The sequence below is a fragment of the Arthrobacter sp. NPDC058130 genome (genome assembly GCF_042884475.1).
Taxonomy (GTDB): Bacteria; Actinomycetota; Actinomycetes; order Actinomycetales; family Micrococcaceae; genus Arthrobacter.
In genome coordinates this window covers 250,468-274,357 of record NZ_JBHVTV010000003.1, presented here as the reverse complement: position 1 = coordinate 274,357, position 23,890 = coordinate 250,468, and the positions used below count along the sequence as shown (strand labels likewise).

Below are 23,890 nucleotides of genomic sequence, written 5' to 3'. Positions count from 1 at the left end.
ATACAGGAGGGCATGAAGAACCGCAGCGTTTCCGGGGCGGACCCACGGTGCGGCGTGTCAGCATCGCCGACGGCGCATTGATCGTCGTCTCGCCGGCCGGCGAGCAGGAGCCAGGGGTGGACGGTGAACCCGGACCGCGGGACAATGGGGAGAACGATCAGTCCGGCACGCCCGAAGGAGGACCACGATGAGCACGGCAACCCACCCTTCCCGCCACGGCGCCCACGCGGCCGCCTCCCCCGAGGTCGAAGCCCCCGAGGTGGTCGATGAGGACGAGCTGGCGATGGAGATCGCCGCCGCCCAGCTGCGCTTGGTTACCGACCGTCGGCTCGGCAAAGTCACCCCGGAGTGGGTCGAGGACCTCGCGGCCGCGAAGCCTTCACGCCACGCCTCCTAGGCGATGGGCGGCATCGGTAAATCCACGGCCGGCAACGGATCGGCTCCATCTCACCGCCGCCTTGTTGCCGCCGCCAGGTTGCACGTACGCTCGATGAACGCCTCGGACGAACGACACCCCCCGGAGGTCAGGGCCTTTGCCTCGGAGCAGAACCTCTCGGGCGCCCCGGCCCGCATGACGGCCGATAAGCTCATCGGCTAGTACAGGTCCGGCCAGGAGCCTCGGTCGAACGGCGGCTGGACGGCCTCGATGACAGGGTCAGGGTAGATCTCGGGCGGCCACAGGCTGTGGCACCCCTTGGTGGTCATTCGGCCCGGTTCCCAGACCTCCCGCGGGTCCTCGGTCCCCACGATGGGCGCGGCGAAGCGGAACACCGTTTCTTTTGATGTATCAGCCATTGTCTCCCCACAGACTGGCGCCGGCACTGCCTGAACAGCACCTTAGCGGCCTCATCACGCACCGGCTGTCCCCGACGCACCGAGTCGTCTAACGACCGCCGGGTGACCTTCGTTCCCGGCCCGGGGGCCTTTCTGCTGGGCAGAAGAGACGGCGCGCCGCTATGCCAGGTTCCGGGCCGCCTCTTTGGCAGCCTGCGCCGCGGCCTTCTCGGCCCGCTGGCGTTCCTTTTGTGCGGCAGCTTTCTCCGCCTTGTCTTTCAGCCATTTGGCCTGGGCTTCGGCGTGCCGGCGGGTTGCTTCCGCCACCAGGGTCTTCTGGTTCGCCGCGAGCCAGGCCTTCACGCCGGCCTCGTCGCTGAACGCCCCGTCGTCCTGTGCTTCGGTGCTCATGGCCACGATGTGGACCCACAGCCGCCCGCGCGGGACCCCGGCGTCGGCCAGGTGAGGGCCCTTGAGCAGGGTCGTGGTGACGGCCCGTTCATTCCCGAGCCGGTCGGCTGCGGCGAGCCAGTCCGGCAGGTAGTCCCGGCCCCGGCGGGCGCCGGGTCCCCGGCCGGCCTTGTCGGCTTCGACCAGGCGCGCCCAGGTCTGCAGGGTCGGGCCTCCCCCGGCGTGGTCGAGCCGGCGCAGCAGGCGCCGGACGGCGGAGTCGCTGATCTCCACGTCACCGCCGGGCGTGTGGCACATATGCCGGTCGATCAGCGGGAGAATCTTCTCGGCGTACCGGCCGGGCGCGCCGATCCGTTCCAGGAAGTCCCGGGCCGGTTCGACGCCGGTTTCGGCGTGCCCGCCGGAGGTGATCCGGCCGTCGGCGTCGATCCTCGTGGAGCGGGCCTTGCCAAAGTCGTGCGTGATCGCGGCCAGGACCAGGATGGAGGTCTCCTCCTCGTCGAGGCCGTCGCGGCGGGCGATGGCTGCCGCCTGGTCCCCGGCCAGGCCGAGGTGGATGTTGACGTCGCCTTCGGGGTGCCAGGTGAGGTCCTGGGGGACGCCGCGGGTCGCGGCCAGGCCCGGGAAGTGGTCTTCCCAGCCGGCGGCGTGCAGCGCCTCCAGCGCCTTGGAGATGTGGGTGCCTTCGATGGTGAGCTTGCGGAACTGCTTCCAGACGCCGTCCTTGTGCAGCTGGTGGAACGTCGGCGCCATCTCCCGGCACAGCTCCGCCGTCTCCGGGGCAAACGCCATGCCGAAGCGGCCGGCGAACTGGACGCCTCTTAGAACACGAATCGGGTCCTCGCTGAAGTGGTCGCTCGGGTGGCGGAGGATGCCAGCCTCGAGATCGGCGCGGCCGCCCAGGGGGTCGATGAGTTCGCCGGTAAAGGCGTCCCAGCCCATCGCGTTCATGGTGAAATCGCGTCGGGCGAAAGCGTCCTCGAAGCTCATCTCCGGGTCGGTTTCGACGACGAAGACGCGGTGGCCGTCGCCGGTCTTGTTGTCCCGGCGCGGCATGGCGACGTCGAAGTCCTGGCCGTTGAGGGTGGTGTTGAAGACCCCGAAGCTCTGGCCGAACTCCTGCGCCTGGCCCGGCAGCGCCAGCCAGACGTCTTTCTTGGAGAGCCCGTACACCTCGATGTCGACGTCCATGGAGTCCACCGTGACGTCCTGGGTGCGGGACAGCAGCCCGTCGCGGACGGCGCCGCCGACAATCAGCGGCCGGCCGCCGGCGGCCCGCAAGGCATCCAGCACTTCCCGGGTCTCCGGGGTCAGGTCGATCAGGTCCGGGATGACGTCCCCGGCGGCCGGGCCCAGCGTGAGGTCACCTTCGGCATGGGCGTACGCGGCGTACTCGCCGCCGGTCGGAATGCCCTTGGGCTGACGCGGCGGAAGCGGGACGGTGGACTTGGTCATGCCTGACTGTGTGCGGACCCGCGCGGCGTTACTGCTTGGCCCAGTCCCCGCAGCCGTCAGTGTCAAAGGTCTGGCCCTCGACCAGCTGCACCTGCGGGAACCCGCCCTTCACGAAGTAGTCGTAGGCGATATAGTCCTTGCCGTTGCTGCCGGTCCGGGTAATCTTCCAGGAGCAATCCCCGATCACGGCCTTGGTGGTCCGGTAGGTGCCCGGCGGCATGTCTTTTCCGACCGTCCAGGTGCCTTGGCCGATGACGTTGGCCGGAGTTTCCTTGGCCGTGACCGCAGCTTCGCGGGCGGCAACGGCGTCCTCGCGCGCCTTCAGCTTCGCGGCGGTGTCGGCGTCCGCCTGAGCATTGGTGGTCGGTGTTGCCGTGACCGTGACCGTGGGCGCCGGTGCGGGAGCCGGTGCGGCCTGCGTGGTGCTTGACCGGCCGACACTGGCGATGCTGGCAATGATGCCGAGCATGGCGCAGGCAAGGCCGGCAACGAGGACCGCAGTGGCGATCCCCTGATGGGGCAGACCCAGCCAGGACCGGCGCTTGAACACTAGGGAGTACAGCGCCGTGAAGAGCGCCACGAGGCCGGTGATGACCAGGACGCCTTCGCCCTGTCCGGCAAGGGCGTTGAGCAGCAGGACCAGGGCCAGCACACCGCCGACAATCCAGAACGACGGCCCGAAGCGGCCCTTCGGTTTGGGTGCCGGCGGCGTCGCTTTCCAGGGGCCCGGCGGCGGCCCGAACGGGGGCTGGCGAACTGCCCGGGACCCGGCTGATTCGGTCCGGGGCCGTACTGCTGCGACTGCTGCGCGTAGGGCGGCGGTACCTGCTGGCCATACTGAGGCGGAGTGTTCGGGTCGGTCATGTATTCCCCCACGGAAAGGTATCGGGCCGCGGCTGCGGGCCGTCACAGATTAGCACCGGCCGGAGCCTGAACCGGGAAGTTACGGCCAGTCCGCCGCACACATGGGCAGCACAGTGACCCGACGAAGCGAAAGAGTTTTACCTATGAGCAATGCCCCCGTCATCACCGCCGAAGGGGTGGTGTCTATCCTCGAGAACGTGGCCTCATCTTTCGGCAGCTGCCTGGACGTCTCCCTGATCGTGGGCTTCGACGCCCACGGTGAGCGTGTCGAGTTCACCGTCAACAACGCCGACAACCCGGCCGGCCCCGGCGCCGAGGCAGCGTTCATGACCATCCTCCGCCAGCACGCGGAAGTGATCGCCGAGCGCCTTGCCGACGCAAGGGCCCTGTCCCGGCTCAGCGGCGAAGACGTCCAGGTCCACGTCGCCGACCTTTCCGACCACCCGGCCTGGGCGGCCCTGTCCCTGGTCGCCGGCCCGACCCTGCCCGATGACGATGAGGAGGACGAGTTCGATGACTAGCCTGCTGACGAAGACCTCAAGCCCCGCCACCCTGGCTGCCGCCGCGGCCACCGGCCGGTTCCGGGAATGGACGGTCAACCTGGCCCCGACCCACAAAGTCGGGGACACGGCCAAGGGCCGGCCGTTCACCGCGGACCTGGCCATCATCCGGATCAGCGCGACCACCGAGGACGCCCCCTTCACGGTCCTGCGCGTGGACCTGCTCGGCAACGGCAAGAAGAAGCGGCTCTCCCGCCAGTACCGTAACGACGTCGCCAACCCGCACTTCAGCATCCTGGCCGCCCCCGCCTGGGTCCGGGACCTGTTCGTTCACGTCACCGGCGCCCCGGAGCTCGTGAACGCCTACGCGGGCCCGGCCCTGGGCGCCGCAGCCTACGCCGAACGGACCAGCCCGGACGTCCGGTTCCCGGCCCCGGCCCGGCAGCACGCGGCCGCCTGAGCCGCCGCAACAAACGGGCCCGTGACCGTCATGCGGGCGTCCGCACCGCACAATGGGTTCCGGGCCGGCAGAGCTGCCGTCCCGCCCGGTGGGCTGCGGCGCCACCTGCACTTTTCAAGCCTTGGGGGAACCATGACTAACGAATACCGGCTCGACGACGGAACGCCGCGCTACGGCTCCCGCTCCGACGGCTATATGCCTGACGAGACCGCCCCGGCCACGCTGCGCGTGGAGGAAGCCGCCGAAGGCGCCGCCCGGCTTGGCCTGGACGACATGGCCGCGGCCATCGACCGCCGGCTCACCAGTGCCTGGGCGGACCGGCCCGACCCGCTTGTCACGGCCCTGCGGAAGAACCATCCGGAGGAGCTGGCGGCGGCCCGCGCCCTGGTCAAACTGCACCTGGGCAGCCAGCGGCAGTGGCGGCTGAAAGCCCAAGCGGTACGGGACAAGCGCCTGGCCCCGACCCTGCGCCGGCGCCGGGCATCCGGCAGCGCCCGGGAGGTCTTCATCCTGCGGGCCATCCTCCTGGTCGGGCTCATCGCCCTGCCGACCTACCTGGTCGCCACCGACCCGAACGACCTGCTCAAACTCGTCCTCGTCGGCATCGGCTGCATCGCCGTCGCCATGATCGGCGGGCACTACCTCACCGCCCACGCGCGGGTTCCGGTGATGCCGAACATCCGGGCCGCGTGGCTGGCCGAACTCCGCGAAGACATCGTCGATGCCACCCTGGTCGCCATCCTGCAGAACAACGGCGCCGGGCTCGACGAACGGACTGCCGCCGCCGGACGGCGCGGCTGGGCAAGCATCCAGACCGCGGCCAGGGCCGTGGAGGAGCTGCACAGCTGAGCCGCGTCGGCCCTGCGACGTCGGGCCCTTGGCTTCCTGAATGCCGCATTGATCAACGCATAGAAGTGAGTGCCCGGTCAGGAGGAGTCTCTTCGCGTCGCGGGGGCTGTGCCGGTTGACGTCTAGGGTGGTGGGATGACAGATTCGCGGCCGCTGGCCATCTTCGGTGACTGGCATGGCGACGTGGGCTTCGCTATCGATGCCATTCGCTCCGCCGCCGGGGCCAACGTTCAGACGATTATTCATGTCATCGGTGCCGGCTGGGGCTGCACTTTCGGAATGTCCCAAGGAGACACCGTTATGGGCTCACGAGAAACCGTGCCAAGCAGCCATTCGAATGTCCAAGGCCCGACAAGTCGAACAAGACGTCATTTCTACACTTGCGCCGTAGTCTTGCTGGTCGCCTTCGCTTCTTCCAGCTGTGGTTCGCCAGGGAGCGGATCTGTAACCCAGCCCACGGGATCGGGGAGCGCGACACCGCCACCCTCAACCCCGGCAACAACACCAACGGTTCAGGCTGCACCAAGCACCAATGGCGGCTCGACAACGACCGTTCCACTCCTTGTGGTTGACACGACTGCCTCCGTCACCGACCAGGATAAATACACATACGATCTCAAAATCCAGATAGTTGTAGGGGCCAGCGCTGTGACAGAAGACACCGCTAGCGCGAAGCCAGGACAAGCAAACGTCAAATGGGTCCCATCCGTATTGGGCGGCATAACCCTCGTGAACACCACCCCGGGCCACAACCTACCAGTGCCGAATGAGCTGTCCAACGTCTGCATGCTCAGCAAAGGTCACTGCCCCACCCTCTACGGTTTCTATCCGGCGAGTTCGCCGGTATGCACTCTCAGGGCGACTGGGCAGCCCGGATATAGCGAAATAGGATTCGACATCGCCTATAAGTCGGATGCGCAGTTCGGGCCGCCCGGAGACTGGTGCGCCGTCGCATTCGGTACCGCAGACTTCGGAAAACTGCAGGGAAACAGAGGCACCATGCTGCCAGTGGCGGGAACTGTCTCAGCGTATATGTACGGCCTTGACGCCGCCGCCACACTGGAAGACGAAGCCATCTACCCGGCTCTCGCTGAGGCCCTCACGACGGGACCCAAGCAATGGGTCGTATCGAGCCCACCTGGTCAGGGGAAACCACCCCCATCACGCCTCTAGGATGTGGCAACGAAATCCTACTGTGGAGCTCCGGCAAGGCCGTCTGCCGTCTGTCATAGCCCCAACCTCCCCGGGAGCCAGCTTCTAAGCACAGAAGAGGCCGCCCCGACAACGGAGCGGCCTTTCACTGTCCGGGCCTAGAGGTGGCCGATGTTGACCGGTTCGCGCTGGCTGCGGTTGCCGGTGGCCGAGTAGATGTCCGGTTCCAGGTACATCATGGTCGCGATCGGCACGACAGCGCGGACGCGCTTCTGGGCAGCGTCGATGGCCTCGGTGATCTCCTCGCCGCTGGCGGTCTCCGCGACGGCGATCTTGGCGGCCACGAGGAGTTCCTCGGGAGCCAGGTGCATGGTCTTGAGGTGGATGACGCGCTCCACGCCGGGGCCGATCAGGGCCGCGGCGATCGCGTCGACGTCGGTCGGGTCGGCGGCTTCGCCGATGAGCATGGACTTGGTTTCGACGACCAGGACAACGGAGACGGCGACCAGCAGCAGGCCGATCAGGGCGGTGCCGGCGGCATCCCAGAGGCCGTTGCCGGTGATGACGGTCATCCCGACGCCGAACAGGGCGAAGACCAGGCCGGTCAGGGCCGCGGAATCTTCCAGCAGGACGACGGGCAGCTCCGGGGCCTTGGCGGTGCGAATGAACTGCGCCCAGGTGTTCTTGCCGCGGGTGGTGTTCGATTCACGGATCGCGGTGGTGAACGAATAGCCCTCCAGGGCGATCGAACCGACCAGGACGGCCAGCGGAACCCAGGCCCAGGTCATGTCGAGGGCGTGCGGGTGCTGGAACTTCTCGATGGCCTCATTCAGGGCGAACAGGCCGCCGAGCGTGAAGATGACAATCGAGACGACGAAGGCGTAGATGTAGCGTTCCCGGCCGTAGCCGAAAGGGTGCTCCGTCGTGGCCTTGCGGCGGGCCCGCTTGCCGCCGAACATGAGCAGCATCTGGTTCACCGAGTCGGCGGCGGAGTGGATCGCCTCGGCGAGCATGGACGCGGATCCGGTCAGGACGAACGCGACCACCTTCAGGATGGCGATGGACAGGTTGGCGCCGAGCGCGGCGACGATCGCTTTGCTTCCGGCTTTGGCAGACATGGATAGGGCTCCAGGGGTTGATGACGGTTTCCGCTGTTATGTGTGCGGGCCTCTAGCTGGAGCTCACCGCCGGGGCTAGGTTGGGACTATGTCACCGGTATCAGCCATGCTCGCCGCCCGCCCGACTACGGTCTACCGGCTCTACGACAAATCCGAGTCCCTGCTCTACGTCGGCATGACCGTCGACCCCGAGTCCCGCTTCCGCCAGCACCGCAACTGGCATGTCGACTGGTGGCCCGAGGTGGATTCAGTCCTCTTCGAGGACCATCCCAACCGGGCGGAGGCAGCCTTTGCCGAAAAGGTGGCGATGATCCTTGAGCGGCCCAGGAAGAACGTCGTTGGCAACCACGCACGGGCTCAGTCGTATGCGAGCGGCGGGTGGCTGTACTGGGTGCTGCAGCAAGAGGAGCAGGAGCTCTGTGTAGCGGACGCGGACGTCCCGCGGTACCGGTGTTTGCGCATGCTGGCGCGCGAGAAGTGGCTGGAGGCTTGCCAGTTGGACGATGCCGGGCTGATCGATGCCCGTGATGCCGCGCGCAGCTGGGTGGGGTTCTTCGCCGCCCTGGCCGAAGACATGGGGTACATGGACGACGACATCTTCGCCGATCTCGTCACCGGGCAATAGCTCCGGTTAGCGCTGTCGGTGGGTCCGCACATGACGCCCATGGAACGCAGCGACGAAAGCACAAACGAGTCGGATGCTGCCGGGTGTGGCGGGACGGCACAAAGGTCCAGATGGTGGTGGAATCGGGCGAGGCTCGTGCCATCAGACCGTGCGCTACTCTATCGACAGGAGGGAAAATGACGACGAAACCCAAGGACCGTAGCGGGGCGTTGGCCGACCCCAGCATCCGCGTCCTCGCTTGGTGCGTCGGCATAGTGGTGCTCGGCATGGGCGCATGGTTGATCTTCGGCCAGCACGGCCTGAGTGGGGCGTCTAAGGTAGATCGACCGACTAGCGCCTCTCGTCCGTCCGTCCAAGCCTCGCGTCCGCCCGTTCAAGCCTCTCGTCCGCCAGTCAAACATTATGCTGATGGCTACGTGCCCACCGACCAGGAGATCGAAGAGGCGGACGAAGAGTCGCGGGAGAAAATCTTCGGCAAGAGGTGGTCATGTTTCTACGACCCGACCATGAACGAGAATTGGCACGACGACGTGCGCTGCACTAACGGACCAAAATCATATCGCCCCATCCTTCTCGCCGACCAGGGGTTCGTGACCGAAGAAGACATGCGCGCGGCCGGTCAAGACCATGAGAACTACCTAAACTCCGGCGGCATGCCCTAAGAGGTTCCGCCGGCAGGTGAGGTCGTTCGCGGCTTCTTCGGACGCAAGGCAGGGTCCTCCAACGGGTAGCGCTGTCGGTGGGTCCGCACACATTGGTGCCATGACCACCGAATCGTTCATCATCATCACCGCCGATGTCGCCTACCGCCCGTACCGGATTCCGCCGCGTTGCCGGAAAGCACGCCCGGTCCCGGAGTCTTTCACGCACCACATCGACATCCCGGCCGTCAGCTCCGATGACGCCCCGGTGGTGGCGATTGTCCCGGATGACCGCGGCTACCTGGGCACCGCCCGCGGCGGGGACGTACCAATGCGCTGCTTCAACGGCCAGCTCTACACGGCCGTGCTGGACGGGGAGAACCCGGTGGTTGCGGGCTCCGCAAGATTCCCGGCAGCGGTCAAGCACACCAGCTACGAGAACGGCTCGTTCGAAGCAATGGTCGAGGCGAAGAAGCAATTCGACGGCATCCTGATCGTTGACGGCAACGTATGGAAGTCCGCTGAGGAGCCGCACTACACCATCATGACGATGGGGCTGGGTGGAAACCACGGCGGAACCTACCTCGAGCTGTCCTTCTTCGACCGGGGCATGGCGGGGCGCCGGTTCCCGGTCACTGAATACGACCACGCCGTCGACTCCGCCGTCGAGTTCGCGCAGAAGCGCGGGGACACCAATTCGATCCGAATGATCCGCGAGACCCCGAAGGTCACCGTCCTGGACCCGACGGCATTCAAGATCCCCACCGAGGCGTCCCGGCTCGCCGGCGCCGAAGACGAAGTCCGTGCCCTGGTCGCGAAGGCCGCCGGTCTGCTCGCCGGGCCGGTCAGCCGTGACAGCCTGCGGTCCGTGACGAAGCTCGTCGAGGAAGCCGATAGCCTGTTCTGGCAGCACGGTCTGGACACAGTTGCCCCGACCCTGTAGCCGCCTCATCTTCGATGCCCGCTCCGCACTCCGGGGCGGGCATCTTTGCGTCCGGCCGCACACAGATGAGGTGAACGCCCCGTCAAGAGAAAGACATGGACTACACGACCCGCCAGTCCCTGACCTGCCGTTCCGGTCGCCGGCGTCAAAGACTGGATGGCCGCCGTCGAACGAGAGCCAGGACAAAAGTGGGACTTGGACGACCAGGACTGAACGGCGCGCTGGCGACTCGTCACAAGGCATATCCGTAAACCCCCGAAGCCCGCACTTTCCTAGGACGGGTCGGGTGACCAGAAGGGCTCGCGGAACCACTGTCCGTCCCCACGGTTACGGCGCTCTTGAATACCAACCGAAAGGTCATCATGCACCCCAATGCCGAGCACCAGCCACCCACTCAACTTGACGGCCAGACGTCTATTAATGACTACCTCGCCGCAGCCACGGCAATAATTCCGGTCGAACTCCGAGAACCAACTGACGCGGAGCTGGCGATCTTCTTGGAAGCGGAAACGGGATAGCGGACTCCTCGTACACCAGTTGCGGCGGTGAAGCCTAAGGCGCTAGATGGGTGAGCGCATGAAGGCGCAATGCACCCACCGGCGGTGTCATGTCTGCTGGCAAAGCAGGTATCTCGAGGACCTGCCTCCCGAGCGGGACATATTCGGGCGCGCCTTGATGCGCGTCGACGTCGCGTCAGGCTTGGCGCGGTTCGATCCGTCGTGTCAGGGATGACACCGAACGACTCGGTATGCCACCGGAGCGATCAAATCCAATGCCAACGGGCTGTAGGGGCGCCACTCTGCCATTCCAGCCTCAAATCTCCCCCTTAGCAGTGCGGCCGTCCGGGGCGCCCCGTTCGCAGAAGACGCCCAACCCGCTACAGGTATATTGCTATCGGAATGACCTTGATGATCGGGGCCTCCAGAGCCAGGGTCAGGGTGGCGTCGAATTGTCCGGCCGCCGAAGCCGCCTTCAGGTGCTTCGAAAGCTCGTCGATCATTGGCTGCTGCATGCGGTTCAGGAACTTGTTCCTGCTGAGGATGGACAGATCGTCGTAGCTAACCTGCGTCACCTTGCCGAGTACCTTGAAGGTTCCGTCGAGGATCCGGTCCTTGTCCTGGTTAAGGAAATACTCGGTGTCGCAGATGGTGACTGCCGTTACGTCTTCGCCGTCCTCGGATCCGATGATCGTGCCGAAATACTCGCGTGTGGTCTCGTTGCGGAAATCCTGCCGAACGGCGATCGTCGCGGCTGATGCGAGATCTGCCTTGGCATTCGCTTCGATTTCTATCTTCATGGCGTACGCCTGTCTGGCGTCGTGTCCTTCCTGGAAATTGAAGATCTTCAACGCTTCCTTCTTGTGCTGGTGCCTCACGATGGCGGCCACGAGTTCTGGAGTCGCTAGGTCCAGGATGCTGTTGATTTCATTGGCCTGGAACGAAGCTGAGAACTCTACGAAGGTCCCTACTTCAACGTCATCAAGGCTCCTGGGCCCGGTCACACACTGGATGAGCTCCCTGTCATACAAGGCCTGGCGCACGTTGTGGAGGTAGTTGGCCTGCGTGAACGAGAACTTCTGGTGATGCCGCTGCTCGCCCTTGTCCTCGCCACCCATCGACCCCTTCACATGGCCGTTTACGTCCGCGGAGGCGCCCGTCTTCATGAAGGGAATCGCCGATTTGAACCCGCCGCTGACTTGGGCGCCGGCCTCGGCGGCGCTCTTCCTCATGGCGGTGTTTACGGTTTCCGCGAACTCTTCGACGGGAAGGCCGATCGCGAAGAGCTGTTGCAGCAGCGCGGACACGTACTCCGGGTTCTGGTAAATGACCAGACTGAAGACGTCAGACTCCTCCGGGAGCGGTGACCTCCGGAGTTCGGCCGCGTATTCCTCAACAGTCCGCTTTTTGACGCCGAGATACTCCGCGATGTCCGTATATCCAAGGCCACGCTTGAGGAGGCGGTCGGTCTCGCGCAGGCGCACTTCCCGGCTGGTGGTGTTGCTGGTCATGGAACGATCTTATGCGCTGTTCGCTGACTTCCTGATCCGGAAACCCGGAACCGGTAGGCGGCTCGTCTGCAACCCAGGGCGCGTAGCCAAGCTGCCAGACAGCAGGAGCGGATGACTCGAAGCCTTCGTTGGTGGGAGGGCTAGCCGTGAATTCCACGGGAGTTCCCGGGAAATTACCTAGTGCACGTCTTTTCGTACGTGTCCCATCGGGCTAGCTTATTCAGTACATTGGCCGTAAACGCGGACCCGGGTCCTTTGTGCTCTTTCCAGCCGCAGGCCGTGGCTCAGCTTTCATACAACGCAGTCGCCGCCGACCAGGAGATCATCGACCTCGCCAACAAGATCACCGTCGGGCCGGTGCATAAAGATCGCCGAGCAGGTGTTCACGCCCCGCGATGCCTTGGCCGGCTACCTGGCCATACTCATCACGGGACAGCCGCAGGCAACGCTAGCGATGCCGACAGGCTCACCGCCCAGCAGGTCCGGTAAGGCTATTTTTCAACGAGTCCGATGGTGAGGCCCTCGTCGGGGTGGTAGGTCCAGGAGACACTGAACTTGTCCCACGATTCGCGTTGAGTGCCGTCCAGTGCCCGGGTCTTACCCATCTCGGCGCGGATGAAGTCGGGAACATGGAGGTTGTTCAGGACGCAGTCGATCTTCTCCATGGGCAGGCCGGCGTAATCCTCGTTGCCTTTCGAGTCGAGGGCGAGGCTGTGGTCGCCGTCGCCGAGCTTCGCTCCGGTCTCGCCGATGATGTCGCATCCGGCGGCAGCCTCCTTGAGAGGACGGATTTTCGAGGCCGCGGCCTGAGCGTCAGCTTCCGCTTTGGCGGCGGCCTTGGCATTGGCGTCGTTGATGGCGCTGATGGAAATGGCGGTGCCGGCGACTCCGAGCATCGCGCCGACCAGGAAGCCGGCACCCGCGATCATAAGTGTCTTGCTGACCGGTTTGCGGTCCGTGGCCGCCGCCGCCTGCGTTGGCGCGTGGTTGGGCATTTCGGGCAGTGTCATGGATCCCCCATAGGTGCAAGTGATGGCCGCAGGATTGACCGACCTCCGTGATCCTAACCGGCGCAAGGCCGGCGCCCGATCAGGACGCAGGTTGGTGACGGAATTGGCCCCTGCCCCACACGTAGGTCCCATGACTGAGCCGAACACCGTGACTCGAGCGGTCACTGACCTGATCGAATTGCACTCCGCCTACGGGGAGAACATCGAGTTCGACGACGCCGACCGCAACACATACTCGCCGGCGACCTGCCGGTACGGGATGCCACTGGGCATGCACCTGTCGCTGGAGGCGCACCGGGCAGGGAAGTCGAAGCATTCAGCGCCGCCGGGCTGGCCGAATCCTTCCTGACCTGGTCGGTCCTGCCCCGTTTGCCGGAATGACCCGGCCCGTGCTCCGCACACATAAGACTCAGGAGCATCGACAGCATCCTCGCCGCCGGCATTTTCTGGTCCGACCTCGACTCCGCCGTCGCCCAGCACCGCCAGATGAGCGCCGCGTACGAAATGATCCTGGCCGACCAATTCGACGTCAAAAACCTGGTCACCATCATCGAAACCCCCGCCGTGAAAATGGACCGGATCCAGGCCCCGGTGCGGCGGCCGCTGCTCGAGGACCCGACCGATGCCGGCGACCTCGCCCGCGGTCGGAGACAATTCCGAGGGAGACCCGGACGACCAAGCGCGGCTGAATGGCAGGGCTCGAAAGAAAATCTTTCCCAGATATTGCGCGTTTGGCCGGTCAGCCACAAACAGGCAAGTATGAGCATCCAGAAAGCACCCGTGCCGGCCGGAGCGGCTGTCCTTATTTCGGTTCTTCAGGGCCAGGCAGTACGCCGGGCCAGCCGGCACCGCCGGTCTCCGGCATGTACTGCTTGCGCATGATGGAGTCGCCGTCCCCGCCGAGCTCGTAGTAGGCCAGAAGGTCTTTCACGTGTGGGTTATACGGGGTGTAGACCCCGGGGATCAGGGCGACAACCTGATCGTCGACGAGCTTGCCCTCGAACCAGCTGGCAACCCGGTAGTCGAGTTTCGAGCCGTGGACGATGAGCGGGTAGCCGGGGAACTTCGAGGGCAAGGTGGCGGCCAGCCCGGTCGGCTTGGGCTTTGCGGCGGCCGTCAGGTACTCATCCTGGGTGAGGTTGACGGTGACGGTGACGGCTGTGGCCACCGTTACAGTCCCGGCGGCCGGCACAGTGGAAACAGCCGTGACGGTGTCATCCACACCGCCGGTCCAGGACGTGCCGTTCTTGCCGGCGATGGATGCGACGAACCCCTCTGCACTGAGGGCCTTCCGGGCCTCCGTGAACGTTTTCCCGGCCACGTCGGGGACGGCACGGGCGGTGCGGACGGGCGCGGCAGAGGCCGCCGCCGTGGCTGCGGAGGCGGTGATGGTGGACGGGGCGACCTGCGCCCCTCCCCCGCACGCGGTGAGGCCGGCAATGAGAGTAGCTGCCAGGACGGCAGAGAGATAGCGGTTCATGTCCCCCAAATTTCAGTGGCGCTGGATGCGGTGATGACGTCCCCGGCGGTGGCCGGGGACGGACACCCCAACCATATGTGCCGGGTCCGTCACCGACGAAAGCCGCGCCCTGCCGTGACGGTCAGCCGATCTTCGTCCACAGGCCGCATCGCTGGGACTCGAACCCCTCCCCGCCGTACACGGTGACGGTGACGCCGGCGTGCGCGAACCCGATGAAGTTGTTGGCGATGATGTCCCCTCCGCCGTTGCTCCGCGCCCAGTAGCAGTCCTTGACGGCGGGCTCGGTCCGGTAGGTGCCCGGTACCATGTCCTGCCCGACGACGTGCGTCCCGTCGTCGACCTTAATGAGGTTCTGGACGTCGCGTAGGACGGTGGCGTGCGGGGCATCCGGGCAGATCGCGAGGGCAGCTTTGGCCTCCGCCTTCTTCTGATCCGTACGGTCCCAGGACTGCTCGGTGTAATTCGGGTCGAGCCTGATGCACAGCCGCAGCACGGCATCGAACGTCTCGATCGGCGCGACCCTGACGCTGCCGCCATTCGCCGCCACGAGGTCCACGACCTTCTGTTCCTCGGGCAGTATCGGCGGCTTATCGTAGGACAACTCGCCGTCATATCGGATCGAGCAAGTATCCGAGCCGGCATAGTACTTGCTGGCCCACACCTCTTTCAGCGAGTGGTAGATGTCCCCGTCATAGCCGCAGTCGAACTCGTACCTGGATCGGGCCGGCCCCGCGGCCTTTCCGTTCTCCCCGGCGCGGCCGAGGTTGATCTGGATGTCCGTGGTGCTCGTGACGGTGCCGGCGGTCGGGCTGGTGGAGACGACGACGAGGGACTTATCGGGGGTCGTGCGGATCAGCTTCAAGCTGTCCGTGTCATAGGGGTAGCCATAGAATTCCGCGTCCGTAAGGATCTTGTAGGCCTCGGTGAACGTCTTGCCGGTCACGTCCGGCACCGGCCGGGACACGTGCGTCCGGGAAGGTGCCGGGCTGGGCGTCGGGGTCGGACTGGGCGTCGGGGCCGCAGTGGCGGTCGGCGTTGGCGGAGCGGCGGCAACGGTCGACGAGGCCTGCTGGGTCCCTCCCGCGCACGCGCTGAGCACGGCCACGAGCGCGGCTGCCAGGCCGGCACGGAACTGGCGTTTCATGTCCCCTCCGTTCCGGCAGCGCCCGTCGCATTCACCCCGGCAGCCGGGGTGCGGGGCCCGCCCATCAGTGTCCGGTGCCTCACGGGGGAAGTCTAGGCGTTCGACGTGGAGTTAATCTGTGGCTTTCCGTGGCCCGTTGCACGGCACGTGCTAACGAAATGACAGTTCCGGGTTGGTGGTCCCTTCCCCCTCGGCAGAGGGTCCCGGACCATGATCGTTCCCGGGCCCTCGTGTCCGCGGACCTATCCGTAGCTGTTGTCGATGCCCCGGGCGTAGTCGAGAATGCGGCGGTATTCGTGTATCGAGTCGGCGCCCTCCCCGGAGAGAGCGCTTTCTCCATCCGCGAGCGCTCCAGGAGGTCCAGTGCAGTCCTCTATCGGTCAGGACGGTGCGAGTGCGCCTTGAGACACGTAGGACCGGGTACAGGTTCAAGGGCCTGCAGGCCGCGCCGGATACCGGCCAGTTCTCCGGCGCCGATGCCGCCGAGGTCCCAGGCGACCGTGTAGACACGACGTGGAGTCGGATTCTTGCGTTGTGGCCGGCCAACCGACGACGCAGCCCTGAAGAAAGCTGGCGGATACGTCCACTAGGTACACGCTTTTTCGTTTGTGTCCCATCAGGCGCTGTGTAATGAAGGAGGGCCCGCTGCCTGCCGCGGACCGCTAGCGCGTCATGCTACGCGAAAAAGAACAAAAATGGGGTCAACTGCTCTATGGTTCTCATGGATTCGGATATTAGGGGGACGAAAGATGTTGACCACGTTGGCACTTGTTGTTGGTGGAGTTGTTTTCGCGATTGCTTTTATCAAGTTCACTACCAAGAGCGGCGACAGCGAAGCTTCTTCGACCGGAGAAGGGCTGTTTGGGGCAGCCATGGCCACGGGGATGGCAATGACGGCGGTCTTTGTGGTCGGAACATTCTTGTTCGGCATGGGCTAGCCCATGAGTTCCAGACCGGAGCGGGTTGGAGGGTAATGGACTTCGATTTTGACGCCTTCAAGAAGGGCATGATGATTGTCGGAGCCTGCTTAGTCCTATTCCTTGCGTCGCTCGCGATCCTGCCCAAGAAAGCTGATCAGGCCCAGCCCTTCAACCAAATTCAACAGTTCGCGCCCGGCCAGCCAACGAAGAAAAGGCAATCGAACGGGTCCTATAGCAACTGCGCTGAAGCCCGCGCCGCAGGAGCCGCCCCGGTGTACTCCGGTGAGCCTGGATACGGCAGCCACTTAGACCGTGACCACGACGGCGTCGGTTGCGAGTAACAGGGCCGCCCGGCACATCCTCTCTCCCCAGGCAAGGGGTTGCGATCGCTGTGGGTATGCATGCTGGGCTCCCGCTCGGCGCTGGACTGGATCCTGGAGCGGTACCAGGTCAAGACGGACAAGGCGTCGGGGATCATGAACGACCCGGACGACTGGTCGAGGGAGCACGAGCAGCCCCGCTACATCGTCGACCTGATAAGCCACATTGTGGCGCTCAGCCTGGCGACCAACCGGATCGTTGACTCACTGCCTGCTCTGGGCTTGGACTGAGCATTCCCGGCCCGGGGCAGCCTGACGGGGAGTGCCCAGGCGCCTGATGCGGGTGGTGGAGGACGGGGTGCTTGAGCATGTAGGTTTCGTCGAGGCTGTCAAGGTCGCCCATGTGTGCGGAGCCGCGGGTTCCTGTCCCGACCGCCGGTTAGAATGCAGCAATGGGGACCAACGAAACCCGGGCGAGGTCCTTCAAACGGTGGCTGGAGAACGCTGGCTACAACGTGGTGTGGAAGCCGAAGAAGGCCGGGGTCCCCTGGCCGACTCTCGAGGCGCTTCCCGCGACAGTCGCGGGCATGCTGCTGGTGATTTTCCGAGAATTGGGCGGCGTGCCGTCCTACCAGGCAGCCCTTGCGCCTCGAGGATGGGACATGCAGGTTGACCAAGTCCTCATCGAGTTTGATGAGGACCTGCATTTTCAACAGGTACCGGACCCTTTCACTCGCCACGCCGTGGATCGCCCACCTGCCCTGGTCCACCTTGTACGGCGACTACGCCACGGCGATGGAGGGCATGTGTCTGCGCGCCGGAAGACACGGTGGGAAGTGGGTCAACTCCTCCGACAGCATGTTCGGCGGCTCCGATGAGGAAGGCGTTCTCGGACCCCAGGGCCCTTCCCGGTGGAAGCAGCGGGCGCTTTACGACGCAATCAAGGACTCGTATGCGCTGCACTCGCTAGAGGTGTCTCTGGCCCGGGTTTCCATCCACGACGAGAGCGGCGGGGTGAAACGTCAACTGGGCGACGAAGAAAGGCATCCTGCTGGAGCCGGAGGCACTGAGGGCCTTCATTATGGCCAGGACCGTGCCCCCCGGTGAGTCCTTAGACCTCGGTGTAGGGAAAACCTAGCGGCCAAACGGCGTCCAGGTCCACCTTGATGACCGCCTCGTAGGGGTCGTCCCGCCCTTGCGAGACTTGCCGACAAGATCGTAAATGGCAGCGGGGTGCTGGCGGTGGATGCGACCGCGCGCGTCCTACAGCTCCTGCGCTGCCTTCATTCGGAGTTCGTGCGGAGTCTGCTGTGCGGAACGGCAGAATGTCGGGAGGTACCTGTGGTGGTCTTCCTTGTCGATGACCCTGAACTCCAGGTAGTTCCCTGCATCAGGATTCTGCTCGAAGGCCGCTTTGATGCTCGGGCGGGCAGCCAAACCGATGACCTCCGGGGTCGAAGTCTAAATGCCCTGCGGCCCCAGTTCGGTGATGCCGAGGTTGAATTCATCCGGTTCGATCCTCAGCGCGGCAGCCTCGTCATCTTCAACGTCCCGCTGCACCGAGTTGTCGATCCGGAAGATCACCTGGTGCGCGTAGCGGTCCCCGCTGGCGGCCAGCTGGCGCGGCCCAAGCGGCCTCGATCAGGTTGCCGAAGGTCAGCAGGACGCTAGCCTTCAGAAACGCCGCAACCTTGATGTCCATCGTCGTCGTCTCAGCGGCGGTAGAGGGGGGGCATTGGCGCTATGTGTGCGGCAGGGCTGGGCCCATGCGTTCTGAGTCCCTTTGGCCTCATCTCAGGCTGCCGAAGCGACCTCTCAGGCTCTCCACGGCGCCGCCTCGCCTGCTGTCGGTCAAATATCAGCACCGGAGGCCATATGTTCGTGCTGTTGGCGAAGTACGCCGGCATCCCGGAGATCATGCTCGATGGTGGCAGGGTCCGCCAGTCTCAGAAGCCTCCAGCCGTTTTCCATAGCCCACTGATCTTTGATGAGGTCCCGAATGCGCTGGTTCTCGTGGGCTTCTTCGGCCTCGGTTTCAGTCGGATAGCGCCAGTACTGGGGACTGTGGTGGAAGGGTCCGTCGTATTCGATAAGCACTTCATCGTCGGGAAGCATGAAATCGAACCTCAGAAGTCCCTTGTGGCGCAAAGTCGGGTTTCGCCATTGTGCGGTGAACGGGATGCCTGCAGCCTCCAGGAGCCCGGCAATGGTGCGTTCAGGCTTCGTCGCAGTGAACGTGATGACGCGGCAGCTGAGGCATCCGGAACCGCTCAGGCGGCAGCTGAGGCATCCGGAACCGCTCAGATGGCTGTGGGGCGTCTGCTGGAAGTCACCGTGCTTGGGGCAGGTGATCGTGACACGGGTCTCGGTGTCAATGTATTCCACGAGGGCATATCCGTACTTTTGGCCGTGCACTTCCACGGCACGGGCAGCGAACGTTTCGTTGGTGTGGCGCATACGCCCGGAGCATGCCCAGCACCCACCCCCGGACAGGTGATTTCCTGGCGACTGCTCGAAGCTGTGTTTTTCCGGGCATCGAATTGTCACCTTGGTCGTCATATTCACGTACTCCACCAGCTGGTAGTCGTACTTGTCTCCATGAACATCCTGGGCCCGTCGGATGAATTCGGCAGTCCCGAGGGGCGTCAGGCCGGAGCAATCCCGGCAGCCTTGACCATCGAGGTGGTTGTTGGCTATCTGCCTGAATACGCCGTGTTGTTTGCAGACGATGTCCACGTGCTTTGCAGTGCCCGTGTAGTCGACGAGATGGTAGTCATACCGGTCGCCGTGCCGAGCCCGGGCCCGAGTGATGAACACTGATGTCCCGATTAGTACGTTTCCGGCGCAATGTCGGCAACCGGCTCCGGTCAGGTGAGTGTAGGCCACCTGCTCGAAGACACCATGTTCGGAGCATCGGATTTTCACGGGTTCACCGCTGGTTGTGTATACGACATCCTCGTAGCCGTAGCGGCCTTCGTGCACCTCGGATGCGAGACGTATGAAGGCGTCTGTGTCCCGTCGTAGCCGGCCGGCGCACGCAGGACATCCACTGCCGTTCATGTGATTGTTGGGTGTCTGCTTGAAAGCGCCGTGTTCAGCGCAAACGATGCTCACCTTGGTTTTGCTGTCCACATATTCGACCAGGTCATATTCATACTTCGCACCGTGGATTTCCCGGGCACGCACTGTGAACGTCTCTGCGGTGTGCTTCCGCACCCCGACGCAATCAATGCAGCCGCTGCCTTGCAGATGACTATCGGGCGCTTGCTGAAAGTCGCCGTGGACGTCGCAGGTAATGGTGACGCCCGTGCGGTTGTTGACATACACGACGCGGTTGTAGCGGTACTGATCCCCGTGGACCTCCCGGGCGCGAGCTATAAATCCAGTAGTCCCTAGTGGTTGGTTACCAGAGCACATGGCGCATCCGTGACCTGACAAATGGTCATAAGCCACCTGCATGAAGATTCCATGGTCGGAGCAGCGGATGCTCACTTTGGAATCGATACTGACGTACTCCACATCCTCGTAGCCGTACCTATCCCCGTGCACTAGCCTCGCCTCCCGATAAAGGCTGGCGTGTCCCATTTCCGGCGCCCAACGCAGTCAGCGCATCCGTTGCCCCTGAGGTGGTTGTTTGGTGTTTGTTCGAAGACTCCGTGCCGCGGGCACGTGATCTTCACTTTCATCTTGTTGCCCGTATAGGCGACCAGATCGTAGTTGTACTTCACACCATGGACTTCCCTGGCACTGACGATGAAACTGGCCGTAGTGTGCCTCTTCACTCCCCCACAGGCGCTGCAGCCGCTTCCGGCTAGATGCTGGCTGGGCCGCTGTTCGAAGGGTCCGTGCTCTGGACAGTCAATACTGACCTTAGTTGTGCTGTTGACATACTCCACAAAGTTGTAGCGGTATTTGTCACCATGGACCGATCGGGCTTTCGCCACGAATCCATCCACGCCCAGCCAACCAGGGTGCCCGACCTTGACTTTGGGCACCTATTTCTCCTTCCCTCGGGGACGTGCTTGGTCTCAAACTATGGGGCGAACCCAGTCCGAATCATGTTCGTGTGGGACTGCCCCGGCTTCTGTTGACTCGGGGTCTTAGGCCGCTGTGAGCGCGGTCCGGTTGATTGTTTCATATTCGATGGGCGTGAGTTTGCCCAGCCGTCTTTGCCGTCTCCGGCGGTGGTAGGTTCTCTCGATCCAGGTTGTGATGGCCAGCCGGAGTTCCTGCCTGGTGAGCCACCGCTGACGGTCCAGGACATTCTTCTGCAGCAGCGAGAAGAACGATTCCATCGCGGCGTTGTCCGCGCACGCACCGACCCTGCCCATCGATCCGGTGAGCCGGTGGTGCCGCAGTGATTCGACGAACCGGCGTGACCGGAACTGGGACCCTCGATCCGAGTGCACCACTGTCCCTTCCGGGCAGCGTGCCCGAACCGCGTTCTCCAGTGCGGCGACGGCAAGCGAGGACTTCATCCGGGCGTCCATCGAGTAGCCGACGATCCATCCGGAATAGACATCCTTCACCGCGCAGAGGTGGAGCTTGCCCTCTGCAGTCGGGTGCTCGGTGATGTCCGTCAGCCACAGCTCGTTCGGCGCCGCGGAGGTGAAGTCCCGCTCGACCAGGTAGTCGTGGACCGGCGGCCCGGGTCTACGGTTCAGGCCACGCTTCTTCGAGAACACCTACCAGATGCCGTGGTCCCTGCACAGGCGCTGGACCCTGTTCTCACCTGCCGTGATGCCCTTCTCCGGGAGCTCGTCGGCGATGAAACGGTACCCGAATGCCGGGTCATCGGCGTGGATGTCCCGGGCGGCGTTGACCAGGTGCGCATCGATCCAGTCCCGTTCCGTCACCGGACTGGCCCGCCACCGGTAATAGCCTTGCTTGCTGAACTTCAACACCCTGCAGGTCACCGCCACGGGAACACCGTCGGCGGCAAGATCCGTGACCAGCGGGTAGATCATTTTGGGTTGATGTCCCTGGCCAGATAGGCAGCCGCCCGGCGGAGAATCTCATTCTCCTGCTCCAACAGGCGGTTCCGCTTCTTCAGCTCCCGCATCTCAGCCGACTCCGTGGCCGCGGGGCCGGCCCCGGATTCTTTACGTTCGGCGATGGCAATCCAGCGCTTCAGCGTCGTGACCGAAAGCCCGAAATCCTTCGCAATCTGCGCCAGCGGCGCCTCGCCCTTGCGGGCCACATCAATAACATCCTGGCGGAACTCCGCCCCATAAGCCGTGGGCATGGTCAACATCCTTCCACGAGCACAGGCTCGCTAGGTCACGGAGTCAACAAAACCGGGGGCAGTCCCTGTCTTTACGGCTATGTCCATTAAGAAGGCCCCTTGCCAAGGGTTACAAACGTTCAGGACTCAAGCCGTGTGAACGTTTGACACACCCGCCGCACGTCTACGGAGCGTTCCTCGATACGACGTCGCTTCGAACCAGGCTCGGTGTAGTGAAGCCGCACGTTCGGGCACACCGCGCCGATGGTGACCCTGCCCGCGGCTCGCTAGCCTTCCGAGCTGCCGTTCCGCCGCGACCGGGTCCTGCCGGTTGCCCCGGCGCGGCTGCTGACACGCCGGCCTAGACACCGGTCCGGGACGCGCTGGAGGCCGCCGGCGTCCGCGACGTCACCGAGGTTCTTGCCGGCGCGAGAGCCCTCACCGCTTCGATCAGGGACATCCAGGCGCGCATGCGCTAGGGCCGAGGTCTTGCCGGGCAGGGACTATTTGACGGCGTCCAGTTTGGCTCGGAGCGTCTTCACATAGGTCACTGCATTCGTCTTGACCTTCTCGGCGGTGTTCAGGCACGCACGGATTTCTCCCGACGGTTTGAGGCCGTCGCAAACATCGGTCATGCTGCCGATCTCCTGCGCGGCGCCATCGAGCACGTCGTCGTGGACGCCACGCTGCCGGACCAGGCTGTGGACCTTGGCGATGTTGACACCGGTCCGGTACAGGACGGCCGCGCACCGGGTGGCGTCGTCATCGAACTTCGTCGTGGTCGGAGGGCAGATGCCGTACACCACCAGCTCGGCACTGAACAGCGGGTTATCCAGTGCCTCCTTGTCTGCCGCCGACAGACCGGCAGCCTCAGCCGGGCCCGCGCAGCCGGATAACGCCACTGCAAGGAGGGTCCCGACCAGGACCATAAGTGGCACCGCTCTCTTCGACATGGTCTCACAGTAACGGCTCGCACGCTGTTCGGACACAATAGCCCCGTCTGGGCCGCCTCTACGCATGCTCAGGGGCGGACCGGCGCCGGGGAATCTTCTTCACGCAGCCGCACACATTCGGTCCAGAAGACGACTTCCCCCGATCGAGAGGACACCCCGCCATGATGGGAGCCCACCACGCAGCCTGCGGCGCCGCCGCCTGGGTTGGCCTGACCACCCAGATCCACGTGGACCTGACACTGCTCGCCGCCAAGGCCCCGTTCCTGCCGCACGGCATGGACCTCGGCCTCGGGCTCTGGGATGTCAGCCCGATCGGTGTCGTCACCGGCGCCCTCGTCGTCGCCGGGGCCGCGATGGTCCCGGACGCGGACCACCACAACGCCACCATCGCCCACTCGCTGCCGCCGCTGTCCAACGTCATGTGCGCCGGAATCGGCAAGCTCGCCGGCGGCCACCGCCACGGCACCCACTCGGTTGTCGGAATCGCCGCATTCGTCTTCATCGCCTGGCTCGCCGGGCTCTGGACCATGCACGTCGAGCACTTCGGCACCATCTACCCCGGCGCCGGCATCCTCTCCGTCCTGCTGGTCGCGTTCGCCGCGAAGGCGCTGAAAATCATCCCGGACTCAATGCGGAAGTCCCCATGGGCGGTCGGCCTAGCGATGGGCGTCTTCATCACCTTTTTCGCACCCCAGGAACAGGGCTGGTTCCCGGTCGCCATGGGCCTGGGCGTCATCGTGCACATCCTCGGGGACATGATGACCACCGAGGGCTGCAACCTGGCGTGGCCGTTCGCGATCAAGCCGCCGAAGGCGATCGCCAGCCTCCCGTTCATCAAGCAGTGCTGGCACTCCAACGGCTACATGACCATCCCGGTCCTGGGCCATGCCGGATCCATCCGCGAATGGCTGCTGCTGATCCCGATCGGGGCGTATGCGATGTTCGGCGTCGGCGGCACCCTGGTATCAAGATCTCAAAGGTAACCAGAGCCGGAGTATACGCTTTTTCGTACGTGTCCCATCATGCGCCGAGTTCGTAT

General features: G+C 64.5%; 24 protein-coding genes and 1 pseudogene. 13 read left to right on the top strand and 12 right to left on the bottom strand.

Annotated elements, in window-relative coordinates; genetic code table 11:
* Positions 1-187: 187 nt before the first annotated feature.
* Positions 188-397 carry a hypothetical protein gene (locus ACFVTM_RS08920; protein ID WP_390203064.1) on the top strand — a complete coding sequence of 70 codons (210 nt, stop codon included), beginning with the start codon at positions 188-190 and terminating at the stop codon, positions 395-397.
* A gap of 197 nt (positions 398-594) precedes the next feature.
* Here the strand turns inward: ACFVTM_RS08920 and ACFVTM_RS08915 are convergent, their stop codons facing one another.
* The 3 genes from ACFVTM_RS08915 to ACFVTM_RS08905 form a co-directional block, all read right to left on the bottom strand.
* Positions 595-795 (bottom strand): hypothetical protein, encoded by a 201-nt coding sequence (locus ACFVTM_RS08915; RefSeq protein WP_390203062.1) that lies wholly within the window; start codon positions 793-795, stop codon positions 595-597.
* Positions 796-954: 159 nt separating this feature from the next.
* Positions 955-2,640: a CCA tRNA nucleotidyltransferase gene (locus tag ACFVTM_RS08910; RefSeq protein WP_390203060.1), complete on the bottom strand. Its 1,686-nt coding sequence runs from the start codon at positions 2,638-2,640 to the stop codon at positions 955-957.
* A 28-nt stretch (positions 2,641-2,668) separates the two neighbouring features.
* On the bottom strand, positions 2,669-3,292 hold the full coding sequence (locus ACFVTM_RS08905) for a hypothetical protein (protein ID WP_390203058.1): 624 nt from the start codon (positions 3,290-3,292) through the stop codon (positions 2,669-2,671).
* Positions 3,293-3,647: 355 nt separating this feature from the next.
* On the opposite strand from ACFVTM_RS08905, the gene ACFVTM_RS08900 reads away from it, so the two are divergent.
* The 3 genes from ACFVTM_RS08900 to ACFVTM_RS08890 all read left to right on the top strand — a co-directional run bounded on the left by ACFVTM_RS08900 (position 3,648) and on the right by ACFVTM_RS08890 (position 5,313).
* Positions 3,648-4,025 (top strand): hypothetical protein, encoded by a 378-nt coding sequence (locus tag ACFVTM_RS08900; protein ID WP_390203056.1) that lies wholly within the window; start codon positions 3,648-3,650, stop codon positions 4,023-4,025.
* Entirely contained in the window at positions 4,018-4,464 is a 447-nt protein-coding gene (locus ACFVTM_RS08895) for a hypothetical protein (protein ID WP_390203055.1), read from the top strand. Before ACFVTM_RS08900 ends, ACFVTM_RS08895 begins: the two co-directional genes overlap by 8 nt.
* A gap of 132 nt (positions 4,465-4,596) precedes the next feature.
* Positions 4,597-5,313 (top strand): hypothetical protein, encoded by a 717-nt coding sequence (locus tag ACFVTM_RS08890; RefSeq protein ID WP_390203053.1) that lies wholly within the window; start codon positions 4,597-4,599, stop codon positions 5,311-5,313.
* Positions 5,314-6,623: 1,310 nt separating this feature from the next.
* On the opposite strand, the gene ACFVTM_RS08885 is transcribed toward ACFVTM_RS08890, so the two are convergent.
* Complete coding sequence (locus tag ACFVTM_RS08885; protein WP_390203052.1) at positions 6,624-7,583, bottom strand: cation diffusion facilitator family transporter; 960 nt, start codon at positions 7,581-7,583, stop codon at positions 6,624-6,626.
* Between the two features lie 88 nt (positions 7,584-7,671).
* On the opposite strand from ACFVTM_RS08885, the gene ACFVTM_RS08880 reads away from it, so the two are divergent.
* The 3 genes from ACFVTM_RS08880 to ACFVTM_RS08870 all read left to right on the top strand — a co-directional run bounded on the left by ACFVTM_RS08880 (position 7,672) and on the right by ACFVTM_RS08870 (position 9,792).
* The gene (locus ACFVTM_RS08880) at positions 7,672-8,208 is read left to right on the top strand and encodes a GIY-YIG nuclease family protein (RefSeq protein ID WP_390203050.1); all 537 of its coding nucleotides are present in this window, start codon (positions 7,672-7,674) and stop codon (positions 8,206-8,208) included.
* Positions 8,209-8,384: 176 nt separating this feature from the next.
* Positions 8,385-8,870 carry a hypothetical protein gene (locus tag ACFVTM_RS08875; protein WP_390203048.1) on the top strand — a complete coding sequence of 162 codons (486 nt, stop codon included), beginning with the start codon at positions 8,385-8,387 and terminating at the stop codon, positions 8,868-8,870.
* 100 nt (positions 8,871-8,970) lie between these two features.
* Positions 8,971-9,792, top strand: coding sequence for a hypothetical protein (locus tag ACFVTM_RS08870; RefSeq protein ID WP_390203046.1), 822 nt, complete (start codon positions 8,971-8,973; stop codon positions 9,790-9,792).
* An 877-nt stretch (positions 9,793-10,669) separates the two neighbouring features.
* On the opposite strand, the gene ACFVTM_RS08865 is transcribed toward ACFVTM_RS08870, so the two are convergent.
* Both ACFVTM_RS08865 and ACFVTM_RS08860 read right to left on the bottom strand, forming a co-directional pair.
* Positions 10,670-11,800, bottom strand: a complete 1,131-nt coding sequence (locus ACFVTM_RS08865) for a hypothetical protein (RefSeq protein WP_390203045.1) — start codon at positions 11,798-11,800, stop codon at positions 10,670-10,672.
* A gap of 491 nt (positions 11,801-12,291) precedes the next feature.
* Positions 12,292-12,810: a hypothetical protein gene (locus ACFVTM_RS08860; RefSeq protein ID WP_390203044.1), complete on the bottom strand. Its 519-nt coding sequence runs from the start codon at positions 12,808-12,810 to the stop codon at positions 12,292-12,294.
* Positions 12,811-12,940: 130 nt separating this feature from the next.
* Here ACFVTM_RS08860 and ACFVTM_RS08855 point away from each other — a divergent pair, with 130 nt between their 5' ends.
* Positions 12,941-13,159, top strand: coding sequence for a hypothetical protein (locus tag ACFVTM_RS08855; protein WP_390203042.1), 219 nt, complete (start codon positions 12,941-12,943; stop codon positions 13,157-13,159).
* 453 nt (positions 13,160-13,612) lie between these two features.
* On the opposite strand, the gene ACFVTM_RS08850 is transcribed toward ACFVTM_RS08855, so the two are convergent.
* Positions 13,613-14,290, bottom strand: coding sequence for a PASTA domain-containing protein (locus tag ACFVTM_RS08850; protein ID WP_390203041.1), 678 nt, complete (start codon positions 14,288-14,290; stop codon positions 13,613-13,615).
* A 121-nt stretch (positions 14,291-14,411) separates the two neighbouring features.
* A complete protein-coding gene (locus tag ACFVTM_RS08845) occupies positions 14,412-15,434 on the bottom strand; it encodes a PASTA domain-containing protein (RefSeq protein WP_390203039.1) in 1,023 nt (340 codons plus the stop codon).
* Positions 15,435-16,183: 749 nt separating this feature from the next.
* Here ACFVTM_RS08845 and ACFVTM_RS08840 point away from each other — a divergent pair.
* The 4 genes from ACFVTM_RS08840 (at position 16,184) to ACFVTM_RS08825 (ending at position 17,781) form a co-directional block, all read left to right on the top strand.
* Positions 16,184-16,372: a hypothetical protein gene (locus ACFVTM_RS08840; protein WP_390203037.1), complete on the top strand. Its 189-nt coding sequence runs from the start codon at positions 16,184-16,186 to the stop codon at positions 16,370-16,372.
* A 35-nt stretch (positions 16,373-16,407) separates the two neighbouring features.
* Complete coding sequence (locus tag ACFVTM_RS08835; RefSeq protein ID WP_390203036.1) at positions 16,408-16,695, top strand: excalibur calcium-binding domain-containing protein; 288 nt, start codon at positions 16,408-16,410, stop codon at positions 16,693-16,695.
* Between the two features lie 60 nt (positions 16,696-16,755).
* The gene (locus ACFVTM_RS08830; RefSeq protein ID WP_390203034.1) at positions 16,756-16,965 is read left to right on the top strand and encodes a type ISP restriction/modification enzyme; all 210 of its coding nucleotides are present in this window, start codon (positions 16,756-16,758) and stop codon (positions 16,963-16,965) included.
* 402 nt (positions 16,966-17,367) lie between these two features.
* On the top strand, positions 17,368-17,781 hold the full coding sequence (locus ACFVTM_RS08825) for a hypothetical protein (RefSeq protein ID WP_390203033.1): 414 nt from the start codon (positions 17,368-17,370) through the stop codon (positions 17,779-17,781).
* A 354-nt stretch (positions 17,782-18,135) separates the two neighbouring features.
* Here ACFVTM_RS08825 and ACFVTM_RS08820 read toward each other — a convergent pair whose 3' ends face one another.
* The 4 genes and pseudogenes from ACFVTM_RS08820 to ACFVTM_RS08805 form a co-directional block, all read right to left on the bottom strand.
* On the bottom strand, positions 18,136-18,258 hold the full coding sequence (locus ACFVTM_RS08820; protein ID WP_390203031.1) for a hypothetical protein: 123 nt from the start codon (positions 18,256-18,258) through the stop codon (positions 18,136-18,138).
* Positions 18,259-18,525: 267 nt separating this feature from the next.
* Positions 18,526-20,001: a hypothetical protein gene (locus ACFVTM_RS08815; protein ID WP_390203030.1), complete on the bottom strand. Its 1,476-nt coding sequence runs from the start codon at positions 19,999-20,001 to the stop codon at positions 18,526-18,528.
* A 773-nt stretch (positions 20,002-20,774) separates the two neighbouring features.
* Positions 20,775-21,919, bottom strand: a pseudogene (locus ACFVTM_RS08810) (IS3 family transposase).
* A 482-nt stretch (positions 21,920-22,401) separates the two neighbouring features.
* On the bottom strand, positions 22,402-22,836 hold the full coding sequence (locus tag ACFVTM_RS08805) for a hypothetical protein (protein WP_390203027.1): 435 nt from the start codon (positions 22,834-22,836) through the stop codon (positions 22,402-22,404).
* 176 nt (positions 22,837-23,012) lie between these two features.
* Here ACFVTM_RS08805 and ACFVTM_RS08800 point away from each other — a divergent pair, with 176 nt between their 5' ends.
* Entirely contained in the window at positions 23,013-23,834 is an 822-nt protein-coding gene (locus tag ACFVTM_RS08800; protein ID WP_390203026.1) for a metal-dependent hydrolase, read from the top strand.
* Positions 23,835-23,890: the final 56 nt, after the last annotated feature.

Excerpts from the sequence above, each read along its gene's own strand:
- ACFVTM_RS08845 (WP_390203039.1), bottom strand. The coding sequence starts at position 15,434 with ATGAAACGCCAGTTCCGTGCCGGCCTGGCAGCCGCGCTCGTGGCCGTG.
- ACFVTM_RS08875 (WP_390203048.1), top strand. The coding sequence starts at position 8,385 with ATGACGACGAAACCCAAGGACCGTAGCGGGGCGTTGGCCGACCCCAGC.
- ACFVTM_RS08860 (WP_390203044.1), bottom strand. The coding sequence starts at position 12,810 with ATGACACTGCCCGAAATGCCCAACCACGCGCCAACGCAGGCGGCGGCG.
- ACFVTM_RS08895 (WP_390203055.1), top strand. The coding sequence starts at position 4,018 with ATGACTAGCCTGCTGACGAAGACCTCAAGCCCCGCCACCCTGGCTGCC.
- ACFVTM_RS08900 (WP_390203056.1), top strand. The coding sequence starts at position 3,648 with ATGAGCAATGCCCCCGTCATCACCGCCGAAGGGGTGGTGTCTATCCTC.
- ACFVTM_RS08825 (WP_390203033.1), top strand. The coding sequence starts at position 17,368 with ATGAGGACCTGCATTTTCAACAGGTACCGGACCCTTTCACTCGCCACG.
- ACFVTM_RS08830 (WP_390203034.1), top strand. The coding sequence starts at position 16,756 with ATGCTGGGCTCCCGCTCGGCGCTGGACTGGATCCTGGAGCGGTACCAG.
- ACFVTM_RS08865 (WP_390203045.1), bottom strand. The coding sequence starts at position 11,800 with ATGACCAGCAACACCACCAGCCGGGAAGTGCGCCTGCGCGAGACCGAC.
- ACFVTM_RS08885 (WP_390203052.1), bottom strand. The coding sequence starts at position 7,583 with ATGTCTGCCAAAGCCGGAAGCAAAGCGATCGTCGCCGCGCTCGGCGCC.
- ACFVTM_RS08800 (WP_390203026.1), top strand. The coding sequence starts at position 23,013 with ATGATGGGAGCCCACCACGCAGCCTGCGGCGCCGCCGCCTGGGTTGGC.
- ACFVTM_RS08880 (WP_390203050.1), top strand. The coding sequence starts at position 7,672 with ATGTCACCGGTATCAGCCATGCTCGCCGCCCGCCCGACTACGGTCTAC.
- ACFVTM_RS08870 (WP_390203046.1), top strand. The coding sequence starts at position 8,971 with ATGACCACCGAATCGTTCATCATCATCACCGCCGATGTCGCCTACCGC.
- ACFVTM_RS08915 (WP_390203062.1), bottom strand. The coding sequence starts at position 795 with ATGGCTGATACATCAAAAGAAACGGTGTTCCGCTTCGCCGCGCCCATC.
- ACFVTM_RS08920 (WP_390203064.1), top strand. The coding sequence starts at position 188 with ATGAGCACGGCAACCCACCCTTCCCGCCACGGCGCCCACGCGGCCGCC.
- ACFVTM_RS08835 (WP_390203036.1), top strand. The coding sequence starts at position 16,408 with ATGGACTTCGATTTTGACGCCTTCAAGAAGGGCATGATGATTGTCGGA.
- ACFVTM_RS08850 (WP_390203041.1), bottom strand. The coding sequence starts at position 14,290 with ATGAACCGCTATCTCTCTGCCGTCCTGGCAGCTACTCTCATTGCCGGC.
- ACFVTM_RS08855 (WP_390203042.1), top strand. The coding sequence starts at position 12,941 with ATGACTGAGCCGAACACCGTGACTCGAGCGGTCACTGACCTGATCGAA.
- ACFVTM_RS08890 (WP_390203053.1), top strand. The coding sequence starts at position 4,597 with ATGACTAACGAATACCGGCTCGACGACGGAACGCCGCGCTACGGCTCC.
- ACFVTM_RS08840 (WP_390203037.1), top strand. The coding sequence starts at position 16,184 with ATGTTGACCACGTTGGCACTTGTTGTTGGTGGAGTTGTTTTCGCGATT.
- ACFVTM_RS08910 (WP_390203060.1), bottom strand. The coding sequence starts at position 2,640 with ATGACCAAGTCCACCGTCCCGCTTCCGCCGCGTCAGCCCAAGGGCATT.